21 protein-coding genes are annotated in these 22,948 nt (G+C 70.5%); 12 read left to right on the top strand and 9 right to left on the bottom strand.

Features of this window, described 5'->3' with window-relative positions; genetic code table 11:
- Nucleotides 1-21 precede the first annotated feature (21 nt).
- The 5 genes from G3I60_RS00785 (at nt 22) to G3I60_RS00765 (ending at nt 5,753) form a co-directional block, all read left to right on the top strand.
- Nucleotides 22-1,440 carry an L-fucose/L-arabinose isomerase family protein gene (locus tag G3I60_RS00785; RefSeq protein WP_164292644.1) on the top strand — a complete coding sequence of 473 codons (1,419 nt, stop codon included), beginning with the start codon at nt 22-24 and terminating at the stop codon, nt 1,438-1,440.
- 80 nt (nt 1,441-1,520) lie between these two features.
- Nucleotides 1,521-2,552, top strand: a complete 1,032-nt coding sequence (locus G3I60_RS00780) for a LacI family DNA-binding transcriptional regulator (protein ID WP_164606511.1) — start codon at nt 1,521-1,523, stop codon at nt 2,550-2,552.
- Nucleotides 2,553-2,629: 77 nt separating this feature from the next.
- Nucleotides 2,630-3,643, top strand: coding sequence for a LacI family DNA-binding transcriptional regulator (locus G3I60_RS00775; protein WP_138351609.1), 1,014 nt, complete (start codon nt 2,630-2,632; stop codon nt 3,641-3,643).
- A 146-nt stretch (nt 3,644-3,789) separates the two neighbouring features.
- On the top strand, nt 3,790-4,713 hold the full coding sequence (locus tag G3I60_RS00770; protein ID WP_203671814.1) for a helix-turn-helix domain-containing protein: 924 nt from the start codon (nt 3,790-3,792) through the stop codon (nt 4,711-4,713).
- Nucleotides 4,710-5,753 (top strand): NAD(P)-dependent alcohol dehydrogenase, encoded by a 1,044-nt coding sequence (locus tag G3I60_RS00765; RefSeq protein WP_164292645.1) that lies wholly within the window; start codon nt 4,710-4,712, stop codon nt 5,751-5,753. Before G3I60_RS00770 ends, G3I60_RS00765 begins: the two co-directional genes overlap by 4 nt.
- Nucleotides 5,754-5,854: 101 nt before the next feature.
- On the opposite strand, the gene G3I60_RS00760 is transcribed toward G3I60_RS00765, so the two are convergent.
- Nucleotides 5,855-7,159, bottom strand: a complete 1,305-nt coding sequence (locus tag G3I60_RS00760; RefSeq protein ID WP_203671812.1) for an MFS transporter — start codon at nt 7,157-7,159, stop codon at nt 5,855-5,857.
- A gap of 95 nt (nt 7,160-7,254) precedes the next feature.
- Here G3I60_RS00760 and G3I60_RS00755 point away from each other — a divergent pair, with 95 nt between their 5' ends.
- Entirely contained in the window at nt 7,255-7,857 is a 603-nt protein-coding gene (locus G3I60_RS00755) for a TetR/AcrR family transcriptional regulator (protein WP_138351442.1), read from the top strand.
- A 106-nt stretch (nt 7,858-7,963) separates the two neighbouring features.
- On the opposite strand, the gene G3I60_RS00750 is transcribed toward G3I60_RS00755, so the two are convergent.
- The 5 genes from G3I60_RS00750 to G3I60_RS00730 all read right to left on the bottom strand — a co-directional run bounded on the left by G3I60_RS00750 (nt 7,964) and on the right by G3I60_RS00730 (nt 15,414).
- On the bottom strand, nt 7,964-9,046 hold the full coding sequence (locus G3I60_RS00750; RefSeq protein WP_164292646.1) for a S1 family peptidase: 1,083 nt from the start codon (nt 9,044-9,046) through the stop codon (nt 7,964-7,966).
- A 912-nt stretch (nt 9,047-9,958) separates the two neighbouring features.
- Nucleotides 9,959-13,156 (bottom strand): M28 family peptidase, encoded by a 3,198-nt coding sequence (locus G3I60_RS00745; RefSeq protein ID WP_203671809.1) that lies wholly within the window; start codon nt 13,154-13,156, stop codon nt 9,959-9,961.
- A 273-nt stretch (nt 13,157-13,429) separates the two neighbouring features.
- Nucleotides 13,430-14,815 carry a helix-turn-helix domain-containing protein gene (locus G3I60_RS00740; RefSeq protein WP_164292648.1) on the bottom strand — a complete coding sequence of 462 codons (1,386 nt, stop codon included), beginning with the start codon at nt 14,813-14,815 and terminating at the stop codon, nt 13,430-13,432.
- A 136-nt stretch (nt 14,816-14,951) separates the two neighbouring features.
- Nucleotides 14,952-15,188 (bottom strand): LuxR C-terminal-related transcriptional regulator, encoded by a 237-nt coding sequence (locus G3I60_RS00735; protein ID WP_164292649.1) that lies wholly within the window; start codon nt 15,186-15,188, stop codon nt 14,952-14,954.
- A 52-nt stretch (nt 15,189-15,240) separates the two neighbouring features.
- Complete coding sequence (locus G3I60_RS00730; protein WP_164292081.1) at nt 15,241-15,414, bottom strand: hypothetical protein; 174 nt, start codon at nt 15,412-15,414, stop codon at nt 15,241-15,243.
- On the opposite strand from G3I60_RS00730, the gene G3I60_RS00725 reads away from it, so the two are divergent.
- Nucleotides 15,404-15,964: a DinB family protein gene (locus G3I60_RS00725; RefSeq protein ID WP_164292890.1), complete on the top strand. Its 561-nt coding sequence runs from the start codon at nt 15,404-15,406 to the stop codon at nt 15,962-15,964. The two genes, G3I60_RS00730 and G3I60_RS00725, sit on opposite strands and share 11 nt — an antisense overlap.
- Before the next feature lie 75 nt (nt 15,965-16,039).
- Here the strand turns inward: G3I60_RS00725 and G3I60_RS00720 are convergent, their stop codons facing one another.
- On the bottom strand, nt 16,040-16,549 hold the full coding sequence (locus G3I60_RS00720; RefSeq protein ID WP_164292650.1) for a helix-turn-helix domain-containing protein: 510 nt from the start codon (nt 16,547-16,549) through the stop codon (nt 16,040-16,042).
- 126 nt (nt 16,550-16,675) lie between these two features.
- Between G3I60_RS00720 and G3I60_RS00715 the strand changes: the two genes are divergently transcribed.
- Nucleotides 16,676-17,374 (top strand): SDR family oxidoreductase, encoded by a 699-nt coding sequence (locus G3I60_RS00715; RefSeq protein ID WP_164292651.1) that lies wholly within the window; start codon nt 16,676-16,678, stop codon nt 17,372-17,374.
- A gap of 222 nt (nt 17,375-17,596) precedes the next feature.
- On the opposite strand, the gene G3I60_RS00710 is transcribed toward G3I60_RS00715, so the two are convergent.
- Nucleotides 17,597-18,106 (bottom strand): RICIN domain-containing protein, encoded by a 510-nt coding sequence (locus tag G3I60_RS00710; protein WP_164292652.1) that lies wholly within the window; start codon nt 18,104-18,106, stop codon nt 17,597-17,599.
- Between the two features lie 205 nt (nt 18,107-18,311).
- A complete protein-coding gene (locus tag G3I60_RS00705) occupies nt 18,312-19,292 on the bottom strand; it encodes an aldo/keto reductase (RefSeq protein ID WP_164292653.1) in 981 nt (326 codons plus the stop codon).
- A gap of 189 nt (nt 19,293-19,481) precedes the next feature.
- Between G3I60_RS00705 and G3I60_RS00700 the strand changes: the two genes are divergently transcribed.
- From G3I60_RS00700 to G3I60_RS00685, 4 genes are all read left to right on the top strand, one after another.
- Nucleotides 19,482-20,000 (top strand): GNAT family N-acetyltransferase, encoded by a 519-nt coding sequence (locus G3I60_RS00700; RefSeq protein ID WP_343240787.1) that lies wholly within the window; start codon nt 19,482-19,484, stop codon nt 19,998-20,000.
- Nucleotides 20,001-20,344: 344 nt separating this feature from the next.
- The gene (locus G3I60_RS00695; protein ID WP_343240788.1) at nt 20,345-22,303 is read left to right on the top strand and encodes an ABC transporter ATP-binding protein; all 1,959 of its coding nucleotides are present in this window, start codon (nt 20,345-20,347) and stop codon (nt 22,301-22,303) included.
- Nucleotides 22,304-22,405: 102 nt separating this feature from the next.
- The gene (locus G3I60_RS00690) at nt 22,406-22,567 is read left to right on the top strand and encodes a carbohydrate-binding protein (RefSeq protein ID WP_138351434.1); all 162 of its coding nucleotides are present in this window, start codon (nt 22,406-22,408) and stop codon (nt 22,565-22,567) included.
- Nucleotides 22,568-22,670: 103 nt separating this feature from the next.
- Nucleotides 22,671-22,928: a DUF6296 family protein gene (locus G3I60_RS00685; protein ID WP_138351433.1), complete on the top strand. Its 258-nt coding sequence runs from the start codon at nt 22,671-22,673 to the stop codon at nt 22,926-22,928.
- Nucleotides 22,929-22,948: the final 20 nt, after the last annotated feature.

Below are 22,948 nucleotides of genomic sequence, written 5' to 3'. Positions count from 1 at the left end.
CCACGAACGGAGACATCCGCCATGACCCGCACCCCCGCCACCGCGCGCAGGCCGAAGATCGGTCTCGTGGCGGGGGGACTGGGCGCCTACTGGCCCCAGTTCCCCGACCTGCTCCCCCAGTTGCGCCGCTCCGCCGCACGCGTCACCGAACGCATGAAGGACTTCGACGCCGATGTCGTCGACGTCGGGTTCATCTCGGACGCCCAGGAGGGCGCGGTGGCCGCGGAGAAGCTGCGTGCCGCCGGATGCGACCTGATCGTCGGATTCCTCACCACGTACATGACCGCCACGATGCTGGCGCCGGTGGCCCAGCGCTCGGGCGCTCCGGTCCTGCTGATCAATCTGCAGCCGACCGAGGCGATGGACCACGCCACGTTCGACACCGGTCAGTGGCTGGCGTACTGCGGCGCCTGCCCGCTGCCCGAGATGGCCAACTCCTTCGAGCGGGCCGGCGTCCCGTTCCGCTCCGTCTCCGGCTATCTGGAGGACGACCGGGCCTGGGCCCGGATCGGCCGGTGGATCCGGGCGGCCGGGGTGCGATCGGTGCTGCGCAACGGCCGGCACGGCCTGATGGGCCACCTGTACCCGGGCATGTACGACGTCTCGACCGACCTGGCCATGGTCTCGGGCAACCTCGGCGGCCATGTGGAGGTGCTGGAGTTCGACGATCTGCGGGTGCGGGTGGACGACGTCACCGACGCGGAGGTCGCCGACAGGCTCGCCGAGGCCAGGGAGACCTTCGCGTTCGACGATTCCGTCGTCGCGGACGATGTGGAGTGGGCGGCCCGGGTGTCGGTCGGACTCGACCGGCTGGTGGCCGACTTCGACCTCGACAGCCTCGCGTACTACCACCGGGGTCTGGCCGGGGAGATCCACGAGCGGCTGGGCGCCGGCATGATCCTCGGCGCGTCGCTGCTCACCGCGCGTGGTGTGCCGGCGGCGGGCGAGTACGAGTTGCGTACGTCGCTGGCGATGCTGATCGCCGACCGGCTCGGCGCGGGCGGTTCCTTCACCGAGCTGCAGGCGCTCAACTTCCGGGACGGCGTGGTGGAGATGGGCCACGACGGGCCCGCGCACCTCGGCATCAGCCGGCACCGGCCGCTCCTGCGCGGCCTGGGTGTCTTCCACGGCAAGCGCGGCTGGGGCGTGTCCGTCGAGTTCGACGTTCGGCACGGCCCGGTCACCCTGGTCGGTCTCGGCCAGACCCGCGACGGCCGCTACAAGCTGGTCACCTCGCAGGGCGAGGTGGTCGGCGGCCCGCTGCTGAAGATCGGCAACACCACGTCCCGGGTGGACTTCGGCACCGATCCCGGCGAGTGGACCGACGCCTGGAGCGCCACGGGCGTCGCCCATCACTGGGCACTGGCCACTGGCCACATCGTGCCCGAACTGCGCGCGGTGGCCGACCTCACGGGTCTGGAACTGGTCGAGGTCTCTTGACCGGGGACCGGTCGCTCTCCCGCCGCGCGGACGGCGCCGGCGGACCCGGACGGCTTCCCGGCCGCGCGCCGGGCAGCCGGGTGAAGCGCAGCGCGATCGGCATCAAGGACGTCGCCGAGCAGTCGGGGGTCTCGCTCGGCACGGTCTCGAACGTCCTCAACCGGCCGGACACGGTGTCGGAACCCACCCGGCGGCGGGTGCTCGCGGTGATCGAGCGGCTCGGGTACGTCCGCAGTGAGACGGCCCGCCAGTTGCGGGCCGGTCGCAGCAGAATGCTCGCCCTCCTGGTGCTGGACCTGGCCAATCCGTTCTTCGTCGAGCTGGCCCGTGGCGCCCAGCAGGCCGCCCGCGAGGCGGGACTCGCCGTCATGGTGTGCACCAGTGCGGGCGATCCGGCGCAGGAGGCCGAGTACCTGGGCATGTTCGCCGAACAGCGGGTGCGCGGTGTGCTGGTCACTCCCACCGACGGCACCGGCCAGGATCTGCGGGCGCTGCGGAGCCGCGGTATATCCTTCGTCGTCGCCGACCGGGAATGGGCCGGTGACGAGGCCTGCTCGGTGTCGGTCGACGACGTGGCCGGCGGCCGGCTCGCCGTACGGCATCTGCTCGCGTCGGGCCACCGCCGGATCGCCTACGTCAGCGGTTCCCCGCACCTGGCCCAGTCCCGGGACCGGCATCAGGGCGCACTGTCCGCCCTCGACGAGGCGCGGGTCGCGCGGGAGAGGCTGACGGTGGTCGAGGCGGAGCGGTTCGACGTCGCCTCCGGCCGGACGGCGGGCGCCCGGCTGCTGGCCGCCGCGGACCGCCCGTCCGCCGTGTTCTGCGCGAACGACCTGCTGGCTCTGGGCGTGCTGCAGACCCTGTTCGCGGCCGGGATCCGGGTGCCGGACGACATGGCGCTCGTCGGCTACGACGACATCGAGTTCGCCGCGGGCGCCGCCGTCCCGCTCAGCTCCGTGCGCCAGCCCTCGTTCCGCATCGGCCGCACCGCCGCGGAACTGCTGATCGAGGAGACGGACGGGCGCCCCGACGCACACGAGCATCAGAAGATCGTCTTCCAGCCGGAGCTGGTCGTCAGGACATCGTCGCTCGGTGTCCGCGGCGGAGGCTGATCACACAAGATGTGCGTAGCATGAGACCGCGGCCGCGGAGAGCCGCGGGAGACGGTGGTTCGGAGCTCGTGGCGCGCATGATGGGCATCAAGGACGTGGCACGGCAGGCCGGGGTCTCCGTCGGCACCGTGTCGAACGTGATCAACCGCCCCGACATGGTCTCCGAGCAGACCCGCACCCGGGTGCTCGAGGTGATAGACCAACTCGGCTATGTACGCAGCGAGTCGGCCCGCCAGCTGCGCGCCGGCCACAGCCGCATCATCGCCCTGCTGGTCCTGGACATGGCCAATCCCTTCTTCGTCGACGTCGCGTCGGGCGCCGAGCGGGCCGCCCGCGAGGCCGGACTCGGCGTCATGCTCTGCAACAGCGCCGGCAGCGCGACCGAGGAAGCGGAGTACCTGAGCCTGTTCGCCGAGCACCGCGTACGCGGAGTGCTGGTCACCCCCGCCGACGCCACGGGGCGCAACCTCGACGCGTTCCGGCGCCATGACATCCCCTTCGTCTTCGTCGACCGCGTCGTGCCCAGCGCGTCGGCGTGCTCGGTGTCGGTCGACGACATCGCCGGCGGGCGGCTGGCCGCCGGCCATCTGCTGGACCAGGGCCACCGGCGGCTCGTCTACGTCAGCGGACCCATGCATCTGACCCAGTGCCGCGACCGGCGGACCGGGGCCCTCGACGCGCTGGCCGCGGCGGGACTCCCCCCGGAGGCGCTGTCCCACATCGAGACGGACCGGCTGGACGTCGCCGCGGGGCGGGACGCGGGCGCGCGGCTGCTGGGCATGGCCGGCCGCCCCACCGCGGTGTTCTGCGCGAACGACCTGCTCGCCCTGGGCGTGCTGCAGGCGCTGTACGCGGCGGGGGTCGCCGTGCCGCAGGAGCTCGCGCTCGTCGGCTACGACGACATCGAGTTCGCGGCGGCGGCCGCGGTCCCGCTGACCTCGGTGCGCCAGCCCGCCCACCGCATGGGCCGGACCGCCGCCGAGCTGCTCATCGCGGAGACCGGCGACCACGCCGGCGAGCACCGGCACCATCAGATCGTGCTGCAGCCGGAGCTGGTGGTCCGGGGTTCGACACTGGGCAAGCAGCGCTGAAGGCGTAGGAACCTCCCTGCCGGGCCGGCCTCACCCGCGCCGCTCCCGCCTCCCGCCTCCCGCCTCCCGCCTAGGTCGTACCGGGTGGGTCTGACAGACCTACCCTGGGCCCCGGAAAGCGCTCCGGGCGCGGCAATACTTGAGTCATGGGTCTGGACCACAATGTCGAACTGGGTGAGTTCCTCCGTTCCCGCAGGGCCCGGCTGGGCCCTGGGGACGCGGGGGTCGCCGTCAATGGATCCGCCCGCCGGGTGCCCGGGCTGCGCCGGGAGGAGCTGGCCCGGCTGGCCGGGGTCAGCACCGACTACTACGCGCGGCTGGAGCAGGGGCGGCACCACAACGTCTCCGCGAGCGTCCTGGACTCCGTCTCCCGCGCGCTGCGGCTCAACGAGGTGGAGCACATCTACCTCATACAGCTCGCCCGTCCGCAGCCACGCGCCGCACGGCGTCCGACGGCCCGCCCCCAGCGGGTCCGGCCGGGGCTGCACCGGATGCTGGAGACGCTGGACGGACTGACGCCGGCCTTCATCGTCGGCCGCGGGATGCAGGTGCTGGCCAGCAACCGGCTGGCCCGCTCGCTGATCTCCGATTTCGAGGCGCTGCCGCACCGGGAGCGGAATCTGGCCCGGTTCATCTTCCTCGACGAGTCCGCCCGGCAGCTGTACCCGGACTGGGAGCAGATCGCCGCGGAGACCGCCGCGGTGCTGCGTCTCGACGCGGGGCGCAACTGCGAGGACCGGGCCTTCTGCGAGCTGATCGGCGAGCTCGCGGTCAAGAGCGAGGAGTTCCGTACGGCGTGGGCGGCACACGACGTGAGCCGCCGCTCGCACGGAACCAAGCGCTACCGGCACCCCCAGGTCGGGGAGATCACCGTCGCGTACGAGGCCCTCAGCCCGCCGGGCGACACGGACCAGACCCTCTTCGTCTACACCACCGAGTCAGGTTCGCCCTCCGAGACCGCGCTGCAGTTGCTGGCCAACCTCACCGCGTCCCTGACCTCACCGAGTCCGGCCGCGCCACGGCCCGTGCTCACCGATCCCGACGATTTCCTGGAGATCCACGCACGATGACGACCACCGTCCCCGCTTACGCCGCTCCCGCTGCCGACGCACCGCTGGAGCGCACCACGATTCCCCGACGCGCCGTGCGTGAGCACGACGTGCTGATCGACATCAAGTTCGCCGGCATCTGCCACTCCGACATCCACCAGGCCCGGGACGAGTGGGGTGGCGCGAAGTTCCCCATGGTGCCGGGCCACGAGATCGCCGGCATCGTCACCGAGGTCGGCCCGGGCGTCACCAAGTACGCCGTGGGTGACCGGGTCGGCGTGGGCTGCTTCGTCGACTCCTGCCGGGAGTGCGAGAACTGCCTGGCCGGTGACGAGCAGTACTGCCTGAACGGCGGCACCGGCACCTACAACGCCACCGGCCGGGACGGCGAGCCCACCTACGGCGGCTACAGCACCCACATCGTCGTGGACGAGCACTTCGTCCTGCGCATCCCGGAGGGCGTCGAGCTCGATGTCGCCGCTCCGCTGCTGTGCGCCGGGATCACCCTCTACTCACCGCTGAAGCACTGGAACGCCGGCCCCGGCAAGAAGGTCGCCATCGTCGGCATGGGCGGCCTCGGTCACATGGGCGTGAAGATCGCCGCCGCTCTGGGCGCCGAGGTCACCGTTCTGAGCCAGAGCCTGCGCAAGCAGGACGACGCGAAGAGGTTCGGCGCCGAGCACTACTACGCCACCAGCGACGAGTCGACGTTCGAGCAGCTCGCCGGGGCGTTCGACCTGATCGTGAACACCGTCTCGGCCAACCTCGACCTGGACGCCTACCTCGGGCTGCTGCGGGTGGACGGCACCCTGGTCAATGTGGGCGCGCCCGAGCACCCGGTCTCGCTGAACGTGTTCTCGCTGATCGGGGGCCGGCGCAGCCTGGCCGGCTCGATGATCGGCGGCATCCGGCAGACCCAGGAGATGCTGGACTTCTGCGCCGAGCACGGCCTGGGCGCCGAGATCGAGGTGATCTCCGCCGACCGGATCAACGAGGCGTACGAACGCGTCGTCGCCAGCGACGTCCGGTACCGCTTCGTCATCGACACGGCCACCATCTGACGGCAGCCCCGGGCTGCCGAAAGGCCCTGCCCTCCCGCGGAAGCGGGGTGGCAGGGCCTTCGGCGTCGACGCCCGGACATCAGTCCGGGTGTCGTGCCCGGTCAGCGCTTCGCGTACTCCGCCTCCCGGACGGCGGCCTTGCGCAGCTCGGGGACGCTGCCGGTCACCACGACGGACTCCGTGGTCACCGTTCCCCGACGCGGTATCGCCAGTCCCAGCAGCGCGAGCGCCCCGAGGGCCATCACGGCGATCCCGTACTCCCGGGTCGTCGGCAGCAGTCCCCCACCGTGCACGACCAGGAAGCCGCCGATAACCGCGGGCAGTCCCATGGCCAGGTACGACAGCACGTAGATGGTGGAGAGCAGCCCGGACCGCTCGTGCGGCGCGGCCAGCGGGACGATGGTGCGGATCGCGCCCTGGAAGCCGCCGCCGAAGCCGACGCCCGCGATGACCGTTCCGATGAAGAAGCCGGTAGCGGAGTTGTGGTCGATCGCGAGCAGGGTGAGGCCGACGCCCACGATGAGGGCCGCGGTGCCGAGCAGCATGACCCGGCCCGGGGCGGCGTTGCGGAGCAGCAGCACCGACACCGCGCCGCTGCCGGCCAGGGCGAACAGCGCCAGGCCGCCGAGCAGCAGGGAGTCGGAACCGACCACGCTGCGGATGACCGCCGGGATGACGGAGCCGTAGAGCCCGGCCAGTGCCCAGACCGCGACCAGGACCGGGGCGGCCACCAGCAGCGGTCCGCGTGCCGTCTTCGGGACACCGAAGCGGGGCCGCAGCGAGGCGAGCGCGCCCGGCTTGGGCTCGGAGGTCTCGCGCATGAGGGCGACACCGATTCCCTGCAGGACGAACACGGCGAGGAGGGTCAGGTAGACGAGGTGGGTGGGCTCGGGAAGGAACTGGACCAGCAGCCCGGAGGCGAGCGCCCCGGTGGCGGTGCCGGTCATGGGGGCGATCGCGTTGGCGATGGTGCCCTTGACCTTGTCGAGGTCGAGCATCCCCGCGCCGACCGCGCCGACGGCCGCGCCGGTCGACAGGCCCTGGACGACCCGGGCGATCATCAGCTCGGGCACCCCGCCCGCCGTGGTGAGCACGACCATCGCCACGACCTGCAGCACGATCGCCGCGAGCAGCACCGGACGGCGTCCGATGTGGTCCGACAGCGACCCGACGGTGAGCAGTGCGGCGAGCACGGCGAGGGCGTAGATACCGAAGACCATGGTCGTGGTGATCGGCGAGAAGCCCCATTCTCCCTGGTAGACGGCGTAGAGGGGGGTGGGAGCGCTGGAGGCGGCGAGGAAGGCCACCACGATCGACGCCTGGAGGTAGAAGGCGGCACCCGAGCCGAGCCGCCGGCTTCTGCGGACGAAGGGGTCGGTCACGGGGAACGTCGGCGGCAAGGACATCGGCTGGCTTCTTTCGCCTAGCGGGAGCCGGTCCGATCAGACCGGTCTGTCTAGTGGCCCTTACGGTAGACAGACCGGTCTGGTACTGTCAAGTCATGGCTACGAAAGCGATCGCAGACCGGCCCGCCGCCCCGGGGCGCCCCACCGCACGTGAGCGTCTGCTGGCCGCCGCCAACGAGCTCTTCTATGAGGAGGGCATCCATGTCGTCGGCATCGACCGGGTGATCGAACGCGCCGGCGTCGCCAAAGCGACCCTCTACAGCGCGTACGGGAACAAGGACGGGCTCATCAGCGCCTATCTGGCCGGCCGGCACGAGATCCGCCGCCGCCGGGTGACCGCTGCCGTCGACCGCCACGAAGCGCCGCGGGAGAAGCTGCTCGCCGTCTTCGACGCACTCGGCGAGGCGTTCGCCGAGCCGAACTACCGCGGCTGCGCCTTCCTCAACGCCAGCGCGGAGGTCGGCCCCGACAGCCCGGTCATGCAGGCCACCGACACGTACCGCGGCTGGGTCCGCTCGCTGTTCACCGACCTCTCCCGGGCCGCCGGCGCGCCCGATCCGGAGCAGCTGGCGAGCCGGCTGGTGCTGCTCTACGACGGCGCGGGCGTCGCCGCCAGGATGGACCGCAACCCCGGTGCCGCCGACATGGCGAAGACGGTCGCCGCCACACTCATCGACGCGGCGACCGCGCAGCACTAAGGCCTCGCGTTCCGGGGCAGGTCAAGCCGTCACACACCAGCGAACGGGCAGCGAAGAGGGGCGGGCCTCCTGGGAGGTCCGCCCCTCGGTCACACGCTGACGGGTGTCAGCCGATCTGCGCGCCGTACTCGGTGAGTGCGGCCGTCACCGGCTGGAAGAACGTCTCCCCGCCGTTGGTGCAGTCACCGCTGCCGCCGGAGGTGAGGCCGACCGCGGTGTCGCCGGAGAAGAGCGCGCCGCCGCTGTCGCCGGGCTCGGCGCAGACGTTGGTCTGGATCAGTCCGGTGACCGACCCTTCCTGGTAGTTGACGGTGGCGTCGAGTCCGGTGACCGTGCCGTCGTGCACCTGGGTGGTGCTGCCGCTGCGCTGCACCGCCTGGCCGACCGTCGGATCGCCGGCCTTGGTGATCGCCTGCGTGCTGCCGTTGTACAGGTCCACCGAGCTCGGGTGGGCCACGCTCGTGTCGGTGTACTTGACCAGCGCGAAGTCATGGCCGGGGAAGGTGGCGGCCTCGACGTTGCCGATCTCCTGGCCGCCGGACGAGCCGGACCAGCTCTTGAACGCCACACCGCAGTGACCCGCGGTCAGGAAGTACGGCTGCCCGTCCTTCACCACGTTGAAGCCGAGGGAGCAGCGCGCACCATCGGCGAAGATCGCGTCCCCGCCGGCGACGAACGGCTTGAAGCGGCCCGCCGAGCGGTGCAGTTGCGCGGTGCCGCCGAGCGCCTTGACGCTCTTGGTGAGGCTGTCGAGCTGCGCACCCTTCACGGTGCTGTCGGCGGTCACCACCACCTGGTTGGTGCGGGGGTCGATGGACCATGCGGTGCCCGGGATACGCGGCTGCGCCCGCAGGGTCTCTGCCGAGCGGTGCAGTTCGGCCATGGTGTGCTGGACGGTCCGGGCAACTGCTCCCGCGTCCTTCACCTTCTGGTCCGCGGTGGCGTCAAGAACGTTGACGACGAGCTGCTTGGTCTTCGCGTCGTAGTACGAACCCGCGGTGCGGTCACCCAGACGGGAGGTGAGGTCGCCCGCGAGCTGAGCCGCGGCGGCGGGGGCAAATGCCTGGGGGGACGGTGCGGTCGGCTGGGCGGCGTTGGCGTGGGGAAGGAGAACGCCCGCTGCGACGACGGCGGCGGCGCTCGCCCCGGCGATCGCGATACGACGCCTGGTTATCCGACGGTGCTTCAACTCAGTGCCTCCTGTGGGGGGTGGGCCCGCCGGGTCAACGGTGGGCCCGCAGGATGTGCGGTCACGAACGGGCGGAACAGCAAGGTCTGCCCGTCCGTGCCAGTTGGTGCGGCTGAGTATCCCGATACCGGCCAGTACCCTGCAAGGTCATGATCAAGCCCCGCCTGCACATCTGTGAACAGGGCGGAGATACCTCGCAACCCTCGCCATTGACGGCCCCGATCGGGGTTTCCGGACCACGGTGCGACGACCTGTGCGCCCGGGGTGAGGACTACACCTGTCCGAGAACCGACGCTCGAATTCCGTTTGTGGAGCCCGGTTTCTCCCGGTACGTCAGGCGCGGAACGCGCCGTTCACGCCGCCCGTGCGCAGTCAGCCCCCTGGTTCATGTTCTTCCTCATGGATCAGTTCAACGAGTTGTCCCGTAGAGGTTTTGTCAAAGCCGGAGTGGGCGGACTGGGGGTCGCCGCCCTGTCGCTCCCCGCGGGGAACACCCTCGCTTCCCCGCTGCTGACTCCCACCACCGGGCCGTCCGCGGACGCCGCCGGGACCGGACCCTCCATTTCATCGGCCGGCACCAACGCCTCGGTGACCGCCTCCCCCGCCGGCGACCGGCTGATCGTCGAGGTCCAGGGGGCGGTCGCGGCCGGACGCACGGCCGGGCCCCGGCTGTTCACGACCGGTGAACTGCTCGACGGCAGCCGGGTCGCCTACAGCATGAGCCGGGCGCACCGCACCGAGGCCGGGGTGAAGCGCTCCCTGCTGCTCGGAGCACGCGTTCCATCTGTAGCGGGCCGGCGGTCACCAGTGGTTCATGCCGCTGGTGACCGCCCGCCGCGGCCCGCGTCCGTGCGGCTTGGACGCGGGCCGTGGCTTCGAGGGCAGGGCTCCGTTCAGAAGGCTTTGTTCAGTTCAGCAGGCGCCGAGGTCCTGCCAGACGCCCCACTGGCCGGTGGTGCCGGGCTCCTCTCCGGTGGTCCACCACTTGGCCCGCCAGTTGTGGCCCTTCCAGCTGACCTGGTTGCCGCCGACGTAGATGGCGTTCGGGTCCCAGGTCGTGCCGGTGCAGCCGCCGCCCCCGCCGGTGACCGTCAGCGAGTAGGTGGTGCTGTGGGTGGCGGTGCCCGTGCCGGTGACGGTCACGGTGTAGGTGCCCGCGGTCACCGACGCTCCGACGGCCACGGTCATGGTCGCGGAGGAACCGGACTGCACGGAGGCCGGGGCGAACGAGACGTTCACACCGGTCGGAGCGCCGGACGCCGTCAGGTTGACGGTCTGGGCGCTGCCGCTGGTGGTGGCGGTGGAGACCGTCGCGGTGGTGGTGCCGCCCGGCTGGACGCTGCCGGAGACGGGGTTCACCGCGACCGAGAAGTCGTTGGCCGGGGTCGTGGTGCCGACCGCGGTCTTCCACAGCGTGTAGGCGACTCCGTCGGCACTGCGGTCGAGTGCCGTCGCATTGATGTTGGCCGTGGTGTCACAGGACTGGTGGTAGCAGGAGTCGTACGACCGGTTGGCCGTGCCGCCCCACTTGGTGGCCTGGGCCGCGGTCTTGATGGCGTCGGCGCCCGTGGCGTAGGCCGAGGTGGGAATGCCCGCCTGCTGGAAGGAGTGGTCGTCGGACCGTCCCTGGCCCTCGATGTTCTCCTCCGGACGGAGGTTCAGCGAGTCCCAGTACTCCTTCATCGGGGCCGCCGCGGACGAGGTGATGTTGTTGATGAAGTAGCCGGCGTTGGTGGAGCCGACCATGTCGAGGTTGTAGTACGCCTTGATGGCGCCGCGCTGGGCGGAGCCGAGCTGACTCACATAGAACTGCGAGCCCTGCATGCCCTGTTCCTCGCCGTTCCACCAGGCGAAGCGGGCGTGCTTGGCCATCGTCGGGTTCTGCTGGGCCAGGACGAGGGCGTTCTCCAGCAGGGAGGACGAGCCGGAGCCGTTGTCGTTGATGCCGGGGCCGGCCGACACGCTGTCCAGATGCGCCCCGAACATGATGACCTGGTCGGTGGGCCCGCCCGGCCAGTCCGCGATCAGGTTGTTGCCGCGGTTGGTGCAGCCGGTGCAGGGCTGCTCGGTGACGCTGTAGCCGGCCGCCTGCAGCTTGCCCTTGACGTAGGCCAGCGACGCCGTGTAGCCGCCGGTGCCGGCCTGCCGGGTGCCGCCGTTCTGCTGGGCGATCGTGTACAGCTGCGCCAGGTGCGCCTGGACGTTCGCCACGCTGATGTCCGGCGCTGTGCCGCCGGGATCGGTCCCGCCAGGAGTGACGGTGAGGGTGTACTGAGCGGTGTGGCTCTGGGTTCCGCTGCCGGTCACGGTGATGACGTACGAGCCCACCGCGACCGCCGACCCGACGGTGACCTTCATCGTCGAGGAGGCGCCGGACTGCACCGAGGCCGGGGTGAACCCGACCGTCACACCGGTCGGGGCGCCGGACGCCGTCAGGTTCACGGTCTGCGCGTTGCCCGAGGTGATGGTGGTGTTGACCGTGACGTTGGCCGAAGCACCCTGCTGCACCGACCCGGCGGTCGGGCTCAGCGACATCGAGTAGTCACTGTTGCCGCTGGGAGTACAGGTGGGTTCGCCGCTCTGCGCGGGGATGGTGATGGCGTCCCAGGCGGCCTTGGTCCTGGTGTACAGCACACAGCTGGGGTCGAGGTTCTTGGCCGCGGTCAGGGTCGTGGTGCGGTACCGCTTGTAGGTCATACCGCTGGTCTTGAGCAGCATCCCGCCGTAGAAGACCTTGCCGGCCTGCTGGATGCCGACGCCGGTGACGGTGGAGTTGTTGCAGGTCGGGCTGGTCGGCTTGCCGCCGCCGGGGTTCGAGCCCTCGGCCAGCAGATAGAACCAGTGGTTCAGCGGGCCGGCCGCCGCGTGCTCCTCGGTGCTGGGTATCGAGGAGCTGTAACAGTTCGGGTCGCCGAGCTGGGAGGGGTTGTACATGATGCGGATCGGACCGCTGCCGGTGAGGTTGATCTTCTCGCCGACGGTGTAGTCGGGGTTGTCGTACGGTGCCGGCTCATTGGTGTACGCCTCGGTGAGGGCGCCCATGATGTCGCCGGTCGCCTCGCCGAGACCCGACTCGTTGTTGGCTCCGCCGGGGGTGTACTGGTCGATGCCGTGGCCGAACTCATGGCCCACGACGTCGATCGCACCGATCCACTGGTTGGCCGTGTTGTGGCCGATGGAGACGGACGAGCCGTCCCAGTAGGCGTTGACGTCGTTGAGGCCGACCTTCACCGGCCAGCTGCCGCCGTTGCCGTTGTGACCGTTGCGGCCGAGCCAGTCCCGCAGCATGTCCCACTCGTGCTGCGCCGCCCACATGACGTCGACGCAGCCGGTCTCCTTCGAGGTGGCGCTGCCGGTGCCCCAGGAGTCGGTGGACTTGGTGAAGACGCCGCCGGTGGTGTAGTCGGCGCAGGTCAGGCCGGGGCGTCCCGGGTCGCGCAGTGAGTAACTGCCGCCCGAGTTGGTGGTCGCGATGGTCAGCGGGTTCGGGCCGTTCCACTGGCTGTTGCCGGTGCCGGCCTTGACATCGTCGTAGCTGTCGAGCACCGCTCCGGTGGTCGCGTTCACGTAGACGTGCAGATGACTGGGGGCCTTCGCGGTGCGGCCGGTGAGCACCGTCTCCCAGGCCAGCTGGTCGCTGCCGTCCTTGACGCGCACCACGAGGCGGTGCGAGTCGACCTTGTCCACCGTGGCCAGCGCGCGGCGTGCGGTGGTCTCGGCGGTGGTGGCCGGGACCGTCGGTGTGGTCGGGACGTTGATCCGTGTCGAGTCGGCGGACCGGGTGGCCTGCACCCGGCCCTGGCCGTCGGCCAGGACCACCGCGTCCCCGCCGACCACCGGCAGGCCACGGTAGGTGCGCTCGTAGGCGACCGAGTAGAGGCCGTTGACCCAGGGCGTCACCTGACGCCGTTCGTAGCTCTCGCCCGGCCCGTTCACCAGCGTGTCGAAGCCGCTGGCGGCGGCCCGGTCGGCCGCCGACACCGCCAGCGCCAGCGGCCCTGGGGAGACGGTCGGGGCGGCGGCCGCGGCGGCCGGCGGGCCGCTGATGGCGACCATCATCCCGGCGAGGACGGCCAGGGTTGTCCCGGCCGTCACTGCTCTGTGTTTCATCGGAGGCTCCTTGACTAGGGGCATGCCTCGACCACGAAGTCGCCACTCAGCGGCCGGACGATCGGCCCGGACCGGTGAGCGAGGGGCGAGACTTTCGCGTTTCGAGTGAGCGAGCGAAACGTTCACATCGCGCCATGACCCCGTCAATGGACTAGTCCAACTCCGGCAACATCCGGCAACTTCTGGCAACCCGCGAGCTCGATCGCACCGCTCATCGGACACCGAACCGATGGCGGAAGAGGGGTCGCCGAAGGCAGACGCCCCCGTCAACACTCAGACGCGGTAGGGCAGTTGCTCCAGCAGACTCCGTGCCTCCCGGGCGCCGGGGTATCGCGTCGTCAGCCTCGTCCGCAGTCCGTCGAGCTCGCGGTTCACACTCGTCCGGTCCGCGGCGACCGCCTCCGGGAGCACCGACGCGGCGGCAGCCACGGCGGCGTCCAGCTGTCCGGAGCACACGAACGCGTCGGCCAGTCGCAGCGTGAGCAGCAGAACGGTCGGCCGGTGCGTGACGGGCAGACAGCTGAGCGACGCCTCGGTGGCCTTGACGGCCTGCCGGGCGACCCACAGATCCCCGGTGATCGCGGCGGCATCGCGCAGCGTCCCGCCGATCGACGCCTCCACCTGTAAGCGGCCCGTGGCGCCGGCGAGCCAGGGCGCCTCGAGGAAGTCCCGGCCGTCGAGGCGGTCCAGCGCCCGGCGGGAGAGCACGACGCGCTTGCGGCACTCCGCGAGGTCGCCGCCCAGCGCCCGCGCCCGCGCCTGGTGCAGATGCGACATGGCCACCATCCAGACCCGGCGCGGGTCCACCGCCTCCAACTCCTGTGCGTAGGCCAGCGCGGACGCGCCGTCCCCGTCGAGCCGGACCAGGGTGCAGACGTCGCACAGCAAGGTGGCCCGGGCCACCACGTCATCGGCGACGTCCGCCCAGGTCAGGCCGCGCGCGAACCAGGCCATCCCGAGGATGCGCTGCCCTCGCTCCACCCGGAGCCAGCCCGCGATCTGCGCGCATTCGGCGGCGAGCCGCAACTGCGGCACCGGCAGCGTCCCGTGCCGGTTCAGCGTCTCGGCCCACCGCACCACGACGCGCAGCACCCGCTCGACCGAGCCGACGGTTTCGGTGGAGACGCTCTCCAGGCCGTCCTGGGTGTACCCGACGATCAGGGCGGTCAGAGCGTGCATGGCGTCGGCGTCCGTGCCGGGCCACATCGCCGTCCGGCCGTGGTCGCCGTCGGCGGCGGTCAGGAGCGTGAGCGCGTCGGCGAGCGGTGGCACCTCGCAGTCGCCACCACCGTGCAGCGGGCAGGACACCAGCCGGGTGGGCCAGTGGTGGACGGGCTGCGGCGGGGCCGGGTCGGCGGCTCCTTGGGGCGTGGTCGAGAACAGTGTCGCGGGCAGCATCGGCACGGCGTGGTGGACGTCCGGCCGGCCGGCGAGGATCGCGAGGAGTTCGCCCCGGCTTCCCAGTAACGAGTCGAGCCGCAGCGGCAACCCGGCGGGCGGCTCCCGCACGCCGCCCTCCAACTTGCTGATCAGCGTGTGGTGATACCCGACACGCAGCGCCAGTTGACGCTGGGTCAGCCCGGCCGACCTGCGCAGCGTGCGCAGCCGTCGCCCGAACTCCGCCCATGACTGCCGCGCTGCGACCGTGTCGGCGCTCATGGACCCTCCCGGCCGGAAGTCGTCGTACCGCCACTGCCGTCCCCGACACCGGCGTACACCGATCGGCGCTGGATCCTACTAGAAGATTGCGTTCGTCGACGTCGCGAATTCCGGCCGCGGGCGGTCATGACAGGGGTCAGGAGAGGCTGGCGACGAGTTCCTCGCGGCCGGCGACGCCGGTCTTGCGGTAGATGGCCTTCATACGGTCGTTGACCGTGTGGTGGGACAGCTCCGGACGGCGGGCGATGTGCGTGACCGGCAGGCCTTCCAGCACCTGCTCGACCACCGTCTGTTCCCGGGAGGTGACCCCGTACCAGGCGGAGACCGCCGGGAGCAGCGGGGCGGCCGAGGCGGACCGGATCGTGACCGCCACGTCCCGGGCTGCCGATCCTGATGCTCGCGATCATCTTCGGGCTCTCCAGCGACTACGAAGTGTTCGTCGTGCCCCGTATCGCCTCGACATCGAGGGCGACCGTCTCCAGCACCAGCACCAGCACGGGCCGAGCGGCCCCGCCAGGACCCCTGACGAGCAGCCTGTCCGAGGCCGGGCGGTGCCGGGGTTCCGGGCCCGATCGGCCATGGTCGATGATGTCGGCCATGACCAGCCCACGAAGAAGAGCAGAGATGTTCATCGGCCCCGAGCACGATCTCCGGTTCCGCGCTCCCGCCACCGGTGACGAGCGGAGCATGCTCGTCGATTTCCTCACGTCGCAGCGCACGACGCTGGAGCTGAAGTGCGCGGGCCTGGACGCCGAGTTGTCCCGTCGTTCCGTGGAACCGTCCACGCTCTCGCTGCTCGGCCTCGTCCGCCATCTCGCAGATGTGGAACGCCGTTGGTTCCGGGTGGTCCTGGCCGGGCAGGACGTGCCGCTCCGCTTCTCGTCGCAGGACAACCCCGACCAGGACTTCGACGGCGCGGTGCCGGATCCCGCGGTCGCCGCCGCGGCCTGGGCAGCCTGGCGCGCCGAGGTGACGTTCGCCGACGCCTTCGTCGCCGATGCGCCCGACCTCGACATCGAGGGCGATGACGCGTGGCGCGGGACGGTGTCCCTGCGCTGGGTCCTCGTCCACATGGTCGAGGAGTACGCCCGGCACAACGGCCACGCCGACCTGCTCCGTGAGCGGATCGACGGAGCGCGGGGGATCTGAAGGCGAGCCGCTCCGGCTCCCGTCCGCCCGCCCCCGGAGCCGGCGGGAGCCATGGTGGCGCGATACGGGGGCTTGTCAGTTCCCGTCGGGTGCGGCGGTCGCCGCGGCGGTGGCCAGCGGGATGGGTTCCTCGGAGACCCAGGGCATGACCCAGGCGGCGTCCTCGTTGGTGATCCCGGTGTCACAGACGTCGCAGTGGCTTCCGTCGGCGGTCGGCAGGCCGCACGGCAGGTGCACGATCCGCACGGCGATCGTGGGCTCCGCGGGATTCGCGTAGGTGTGGCCCCAGGCGGCGAGTGCTTCCAGGACGGGGCGCAGGGCGACCCCCGCCTGTGTGATCCGGTAGTGCGAGCGGATCCGGTTGCCGTCCTCGTAGGGCTCCTTGGTGAGAACCCCGGCATCGACCAACTTGCCCAGCCGGTTGGACAGGATGTTGTCCGCGATTCCCAGGCCGGTACGGAACTGCTCGAAGCGCGTCGCGCCGAGCGTGGCGTTCCGCATGATCAGCAGCGTCCAGCGGTCACCGAAGATGCCGGCGGCGCGTCCCAGCGGGCAGGGCCCGGAGGCGAGATCTGCGCTGTTCATGTCGGGTTCCCACTTCACTTGCTCTACGACTTGCAGCTTGCAAGCCACAAGCCCCCATGTTAGCTTCCTTTATGCAAGCTTGCAATTTGCAAGCTTGGTCCGAGGCTCCATGAGAAGAGTTCCGTCATGAACATCTCCGAACAGACTGCCCTGGTCACCGGCGCCAATCGCGGCCTGGGCCGGCTTCTGGCCACCGAGCTCGTGGCCCGCGGCGCCACCGTCTATGCCGGAGCGCGCAACCCCGACACCATCGACGTGCCCGGCGTGATTCCGATCAGCCTCGACGTCACCGACCCCGAGTCCGTCGCGGCAGCCGCCAAGACGGCCGGCGCGGTGACCCTGCTCATCAACAACGCGGGGTCCTCCACCGGGGCCGATCTGCTCACCGGCGACCTCGGTGACCTGCAGCTGGAAATCGATACGCACTATTTCGGTTCCCTGTCGATGATCCGCGCCTTCGCACCGGGGATCACGGCCAACGGCGGCGGGACGATCCTGAACATCCTGTCCGTCCTCTCGTGGATCTCCCTGCCCACCGTCGGCGGGTACTCGGCCGCGAAATCGGCCGCCTGGTCGATGACCAACGCCCTCCGGGTCCAGCTCGCCGAGCAGAACATCCGGGTCGCCGGACTGCACGTCGGATTCATGGACACCGACATGGCCGCGCAGGTCACCGCTCCGAAGATGGACCCCGCCGCTGTCGCCGCCCTCGCGATCGACGGCATCGAAGCCGACGCGTACGAGATCCTCGCCGACGACCTCAGCCGACAGGTGCAAGCGGGCTTCGCCGGGGGCGTGGGCGCCCTCTACCCGGCCCTGACCTGATCCACCCGGCCCGCGACACGAAGCGCGAACGGACGACAAGCGGGTGCCCCCGCCCGGCGCGCACGATGCCCGGGCGCGCGAACAACGCCGGACTCACGTACCTGCTGGGCGGGGGCGGTTCGGGTCGTCCCGCGGCATTCCGTCCCCGGGCAGGGAGTGCGGGCAATCCCTGAGCAGCTGGCGAGGCGTCAGCCCGCTGCCCGGAAGTTCTGGTTCACGCGATCAGTTGTGCATCGCGGAGAAGCGCCAGGCCTGACCGTTGAATCCACCGCAGGTGGACTGGTCGAGAGGCTGACCGCTGTTGGTCATACCCCAGGCCGCCGTCAGGCACAGGCCGCTGGAGCGGTTCCTGAGCCGGTAGCTGTCGTTGCCGAGCGACTCGGCCACCCACACCTGCGCGTCGTTGTTGGAACAGTACGACTGGACGACCAGGGCATGGTTGGCCGGGCCCTGCGGGGTGACGCACTGACCGGTCGAACGGACCCGGAGGAAGTAGGCGCTGGTGCCCGCCCAGCCCGACGAGAACTGCTTGTTGTACTTGTTGTCGCACGGAAACTGGATCAGGCCGGCGCCGGGCTGCGTGGAGTTGTTGCCCACCGTGGCGCACATGCCGGAGTTCAGATTGGTCAGCTTGTTGAAGAAGCCGTTGTCGGGGCTGTCCGCCTGGGCGGAGTTGGCAGCGCCGAGCGACAGGAGCGCCGCGGAGGAGAGTGCGGCTAAGACCTTGGTCACGTGTCTCACGAAAGACCCCAGTTCCTGATACCGGATGGATGACAGGGCATGCTCGTGCACCGGTGAGCGAACACCCGGCGCCGAATATGCGATCACCCACGGTGCCCGACCGTGCGCCGTCCGTCCAGGGGCGATTCGGCCCACTCAAGCGCCGTTCCAGGACGGCGTTCCGGCGCGCGGTTCCGCCCGCGCCGCGAGCGGGCCGCTACTCCGGCCCCATCACCGGGTGCGGACCGTAGTCCGCCTCCAGACGCGCCATGTGCGTCGGTGAAAGGGTGACGTCCAGTGCCGCGACGGCGTCCTGGAGGTGGGCGAGCTTGGTCGCACCGACGATCGGGGCGCTCACACCCTCCTTGTTCAGCAGCCAGGCGAGGGCGACCCGAGCCGGTGGCACACCGAGCTCGGAGGCGACAGCACCGAGCGTGTCGACGACGTCGAAGTCGGCTTCCGTGTAGAGCTGGTCGGCGAGCGGATCGGCGCCGCCGCGGGTGGTGGTGCGCTCGCGGCCGCGCCCCCGGCCACCCGCGAGGAGTCCGCGCGCGAGCGGGCTGTACGGCAGGACGCCGACGCCCTGGTCGAGGCAGAGCGGGATCATCTCCCGTTCCTCCTCGCGGTAGACGAGGTTGTAGTGGTTCTGCATGGACACGAAGCGCGTGCCACCCGCGAGCACGGCGGTGTGCTGCGCCTTGGCGAACTGCCATGCGTACATGCTCGATGCGCCGATGTAGCGGACCTTCCCGGCCCGTACGACGGTGTCGAGCGCGTCCATCGTCTCCTCGATGGGCGTCTCCTGGTCCCAGCGATGGATCTGGTAGAGGTCGATGTGGTCGGTGCCGAGACGGCGCAGGGAGCCGTCCACCGAGGCGAGGATGTGTTTGCGCGACAGACCCCGGTCGCCCGGTTTCTCGCTCATCGGGTAGTACACCTTGGTGGCGAGGACGTAGTCGTCGCGGTCGTCGAAGAGCCGCGCGAGCAGCCGTCCGGTGACCTCTTCACTGGCGCCCCGGTCGTACATGTCGGCGGTGTCGAACAACGTCACGCCCTGCTCCACCGCATGCCGCACGATCGGCTCCGCCTCCTCCTCGGAGAGGTGCCAGGCACGCCGGCTGGTGTCGCCGTAACTCATCATGCCGAGACCCAGCCGGGACACGACGAGTCCTGAAGCACCCAGGCGGGTGTATCGCATCGCATTTCTCCTTCAGAACCGCTGGGATAACGCACCGGTTCGGATCGGCTCGGGTTCCCGGACCGATTCAACGCCGAACGGGCCCGGATTCCCATCCGAATAATCGGTTCCGCCGGTCCGCACCATCAGGCACCATCAACCGATGGGCATGTCGGACACACTCCCCGACCGGGATCGGAAGCCAGGACGGTGAATCCCACGATCAGAACCGCGGCCATCGGCACGGAGCGTCTGGAACTGCTGCCCCTCCTCGTGGATCACGCCGGGGAGATGGCCGCCACGCTGGCCGACCCGGCCCTGCACACTTTCATCGGGGGCGCCCCGGACACTCCGCAGGACCTGCGGGCCCGCTACGAACGCATGGTCGCCGGCGCACCCGACCCTGCGGTCTCGTGGTGCAACTGGGTGATCCGGCTGCGCGAGGAGACCTCCCTGGCGGGCACGGTCCAGGCGACGATCGGCCCTTCCGGAGACGGCCTGACCGCCGAGATCGCCTGGGTCGTCGGCACCCCGTGGCAAGGGCGCGGCATCGCCACGGAGGCGGCGCTGGGCCTGGTCGGCTGGCTGGAGCGCCAACCCGTGGAGACCCTCGTCGCCCATGTCCATCCGGACCACCGGGCGTCGGCCGCCGTCGCCGCCGCCTGCGGACTGGCGCCCACCGGCCAATGGCACGACGGCGAGATCAGGTGGCAGCGAAACCTGCGGTGAGGCCTTCGGGCCACGGCTGTGCCGGCCTCACGCAGCGGTGTTGGCACCCCTTCGGCTGCGCCCCGCATCGCGCGCGTCCGCCCGCTGTGCTCCGTGCGTGCTTCTGTCCATCGGTCCGCCGAGCGGTGATGCGGACCGGAGGTGGGCAGGTCTAGATGCTTCCGGGCCTTCGCACGGCATCAGCGAGTGCCGTGCGCGGTCCGAACCGTCGAACCGTCGAAGGACGCCGCCATGACTCGCGCCATACTCACCTGCCGCACGACGCCGCACACCCACCCCGCAGACGCCTGGGCGGTGCGGCGATGAGGAGGTGGTTACGACGGCCACGGCCCGTCGAGAGGGTCGTGTCCGACAGCGAACAGCTGCTGTTCGGCGGGGCACTGCACTACGACTACGGATGGGCCCGGCACGATTTCACGATGCTGGAGCAGTCGGCGCTGTCCATGGCCCGCTCGGCACCGCGGCTGGTGGGCAGCACCGTCCGGCTGGCCTGGCGGGCCGACCGGACCGCCATGCTGACGATGGTCCTCGCCGAGATCTACCAGGGTGCGGCCCATGCCGTCGGGTTGCTGGTCACCAACGAGGTGCTGCAGTCGCTGTTCGGGAGCGGGGACACGGTCGCGCGGGTGCGCGCGGCGGTGCCGGCGCTGATCGTGGGCATGGTCATCGCCGTGACCAGCGCGGTGGCGGCGTCGCTGTCGACGGCCAGCACCGGCCGGCTGGAGCCGAAGGTCGAGCGGCTGGCCACCCAGGAGTATCTGCGGCACGCCGAGCGGGTGGAGCTGGAAGCCGTCGAGGACGGGGCGTTCCGCAAGCTGCTGGACTCCGCGCAGTTCGGCGCCCAGTCCTCCCGCCAGATGATCAGCGCCATGGTGGCGACGCTGAACGGCACGTTCTCCCTGGTCGCCGCGGCCGGGGTGCTCACCGTGCTGCACCCGGTGCTCCTGTTCCTGCTGATGCTGATCGCGGCGCCGCGCGGGTGGGGCGCCCTGCATGTGGCCCAGCGCCGCTATGCCTCCACCATGGCCTGGATCGAGCACGAGCGTGCCGCCCGGGTCATCGGAGAGTCGATCACCGGCCGCAGCGCCGCCCAGGAGACCCGCGTGCACGGCGTCGGGAGCTTCCTGCTGCGGCACTTCGGCCAGATGGCCAGAACCGCGGAGGCGGAGCAGACGCGGCTGGCCAAGGAGAAGGCCGCCACCGAGCTCCTGGCCGCCTCCCTGTCGGGCGCCGCGTCGTTGCTGGCGTACGTCACGCTGGCGTGGCTGCTGCTGTCGGGCCGGATGAGCATGGCGGTCGCCGGTACCGCGGTCATGGCGGTACGGACCGGATCGGCCAATCTCGGCGCGCTCGTCGGATCGGTCAACCGGCTCCATGAGGAGTCCCTGTACGCCGGTGACCTGGAGCGGTACATCGTGGAGGCGACCGCCCGCGCCATTCCCGTCGGCGGCGTTCCGGTGCCCGGGCACCCGGCCGAGATCCGCTTCGAGCACGTCACCTACCACTATCCGGATCGTGAGCGGCCCGCCCTGGACGACATCTCGCTCACCCTTTCCGCCGGCACCGTGGTGGCGCTGGTGGGAACGAACGGATCCGGCAAGAGCACGCTGGTGAAGCTGCTCGCCGGCCTCCACAAGGCCCAGGCCGGCCGGATCCTGTGGGACAAGGTCGATCTGGCGGAGGCCGACCGGGACCAGGTCTTCTCGCACATCGCGCTGCTCGACCAGTCCTTCGCGAGGTGGCCCTTCACCGCGGAGACCAATCTGGCGATCGGCAAGCCCGCTCGGGTCCCTGAGCCTGAGCAGCTGGCCGCGGCGGCCGCGTTCTCCGGCGCGGACGCGGTCATCAACGCCCTCCCCCACGGCATGAAGACCCTCCTGGCCCTGCAGTTCCGCGGCGGATCGGAACTGTCCGGCGGCCAGTGGCAGACCATCGGGCTCAGCCGTACCCGGTATCGCGACGCGTCTCTGATCATCGTCGACGAGCCGACCTCGGCGCTGGATCCTGAGGCGGAGATCGCCTGCTTCGAGAAGATCCGCCGGCTCCGCTCGCCGACCACCACGGTCGTCCTGGTGACGCACCGCATGGCAGCCGTCCAGCACGCCGACCTGATCTACGTCCTCCACGAGGGCCTCCTGGTGGAACAGGGCACCCACCAGGAACTCCTGGCCGACAAGGCCGGTCGCTACCACCGCATGTTCCAGTCCCAGGCGGACCAGTACATCTCCGGCACCGACGGAACCGTCCCCGGCCAGCAGAACCACCCGGCCACGGCCGACCAGCAGGGCCCGGTCGATCGCTGAGTCGGGTGCCGTGGACCGATGGCCTGGAGGGGCGTGGCGGATCGCCGTGGGAAGATCCAGGTAGGTCGGCAGTGAGCCGGTCCAGTGAAGGGGCGCCCTCGCATGGCAGCAGGATTTTCGGACTGGAAAGTCAAGAAGCAGTATTCGGCGAATGACCGGGTGTCGTATTTGGGAAAGGAATACCGCTGCCTGGCCACACACACCTCGAATTCGGCGTGGAATCCCAAAGCGGCCGTCACGAAATGGCAGGAATACAAGCCGTAGCCTCCGCATTTCCGTCCCCGACGGGGAGCAGCGACGGGCTGCGGTCGCGTGCCGCCTGCGGCGGTCGTAGCGTCGAAGTATCGCTCACCGTTGGGAGTACGCCATGTCCGAGCGCGCGGGCTTCGAGCTCACCTTCACCAACCCTCTTCCGGTGGACGGCGCACCCGCCCAGCAGGTCGTCGAGGTCTTCGCGACGACCGCGATCGGGTCGGGCGGATATCCGATCTATGTCGACGCAAGCAAGATCATCCGCGCCGAGATCAGCGACGCGGGCCAGGTCCGCATGATCGCGAGCGGTGGCGGACAGCGCCCGCAGTCCCCCTCCGCGGTCCATCGTCTGCCGCCGGCCGACGACCGATAAGGTCAGGCCGCCGGACGAGG

The organism is Streptomyces sp. SID13666, from assembly GCF_010548325.1.
Lineage (GTDB): Bacteria > Actinomycetota > Actinomycetes > Streptomycetales > Streptomycetaceae > Actinacidiphila > Actinacidiphila fildesensis.
This window is presented reverse-complemented; position numbering and strand designations above follow the sequence as displayed.

Bases quoted from the DNA above. Each gene is read 5' to 3' on its own strand.
- G3I60_RS00685 (WP_138351433.1), top strand. From the start codon at position 22,671: ATGTCCGAGCGCGCGGGCTTCGAGCTCACCTTCACCAACCCTCTTCCG.
- G3I60_RS00770 (WP_203671814.1), top strand. From the start codon at position 3,790: ATGGGTCTGGACCACAATGTCGAACTGGGTGAGTTCCTCCGTTCCCGC.
- G3I60_RS00715 (WP_164292651.1), top strand. From the start codon at position 16,676: ATGAACATCTCCGAACAGACTGCCCTGGTCACCGGCGCCAATCGCGGC.
- G3I60_RS00765 (WP_164292645.1), top strand. From the start codon at position 4,710: ATGACGACCACCGTCCCCGCTTACGCCGCTCCCGCTGCCGACGCACCG.
- G3I60_RS00775 (WP_138351609.1), top strand. From the start codon at position 2,630: ATGATGGGCATCAAGGACGTGGCACGGCAGGCCGGGGTCTCCGTCGGC.
- G3I60_RS00760 (WP_203671812.1), bottom strand. From the start codon at position 7,159: ATGTCCTTGCCGCCGACGTTCCCCGTGACCGACCCCTTCGTCCGCAGA.
- G3I60_RS00720 (WP_164292650.1), bottom strand. From the start codon at position 16,549: ATGAACAGCGCAGATCTCGCCTCCGGGCCCTGCCCGCTGGGACGCGCC.
- G3I60_RS00730 (WP_164292081.1), bottom strand. From the start codon at position 15,414: ATGGCCGACATCATCGACCATGGCCGATCGGGCCCGGAACCCCGGCAC.
- G3I60_RS00745 (WP_203671809.1), bottom strand. From the start codon at position 13,156: ATGAAACACAGAGCAGTGACGGCCGGGACAACCCTGGCCGTCCTCGCC.
- G3I60_RS00755 (WP_138351442.1), top strand. From the start codon at position 7,255: ATGGCTACGAAAGCGATCGCAGACCGGCCCGCCGCCCCGGGGCGCCCC.
- G3I60_RS00740 (WP_164292648.1), bottom strand. From the start codon at position 14,815: ATGAGCGCCGACACGGTCGCAGCGCGGCAGTCATGGGCGGAGTTCGGG.
- G3I60_RS00705 (WP_164292653.1), bottom strand. From the start codon at position 19,292: ATGCGATACACCCGCCTGGGTGCTTCAGGACTCGTCGTGTCCCGGCTG.
- G3I60_RS00725 (WP_164292890.1), top strand. From the start codon at position 15,404: ATGTCGGCCATGACCAGCCCACGAAGAAGAGCAGAGATGTTCATCGGC.
- G3I60_RS00690 (WP_138351434.1), top strand. From the start codon at position 22,406: ATGGCAGCAGGATTTTCGGACTGGAAAGTCAAGAAGCAGTATTCGGCG.
- G3I60_RS00785 (WP_164292644.1), top strand. From the start codon at position 22: ATGACCCGCACCCCCGCCACCGCGCGCAGGCCGAAGATCGGTCTCGTG.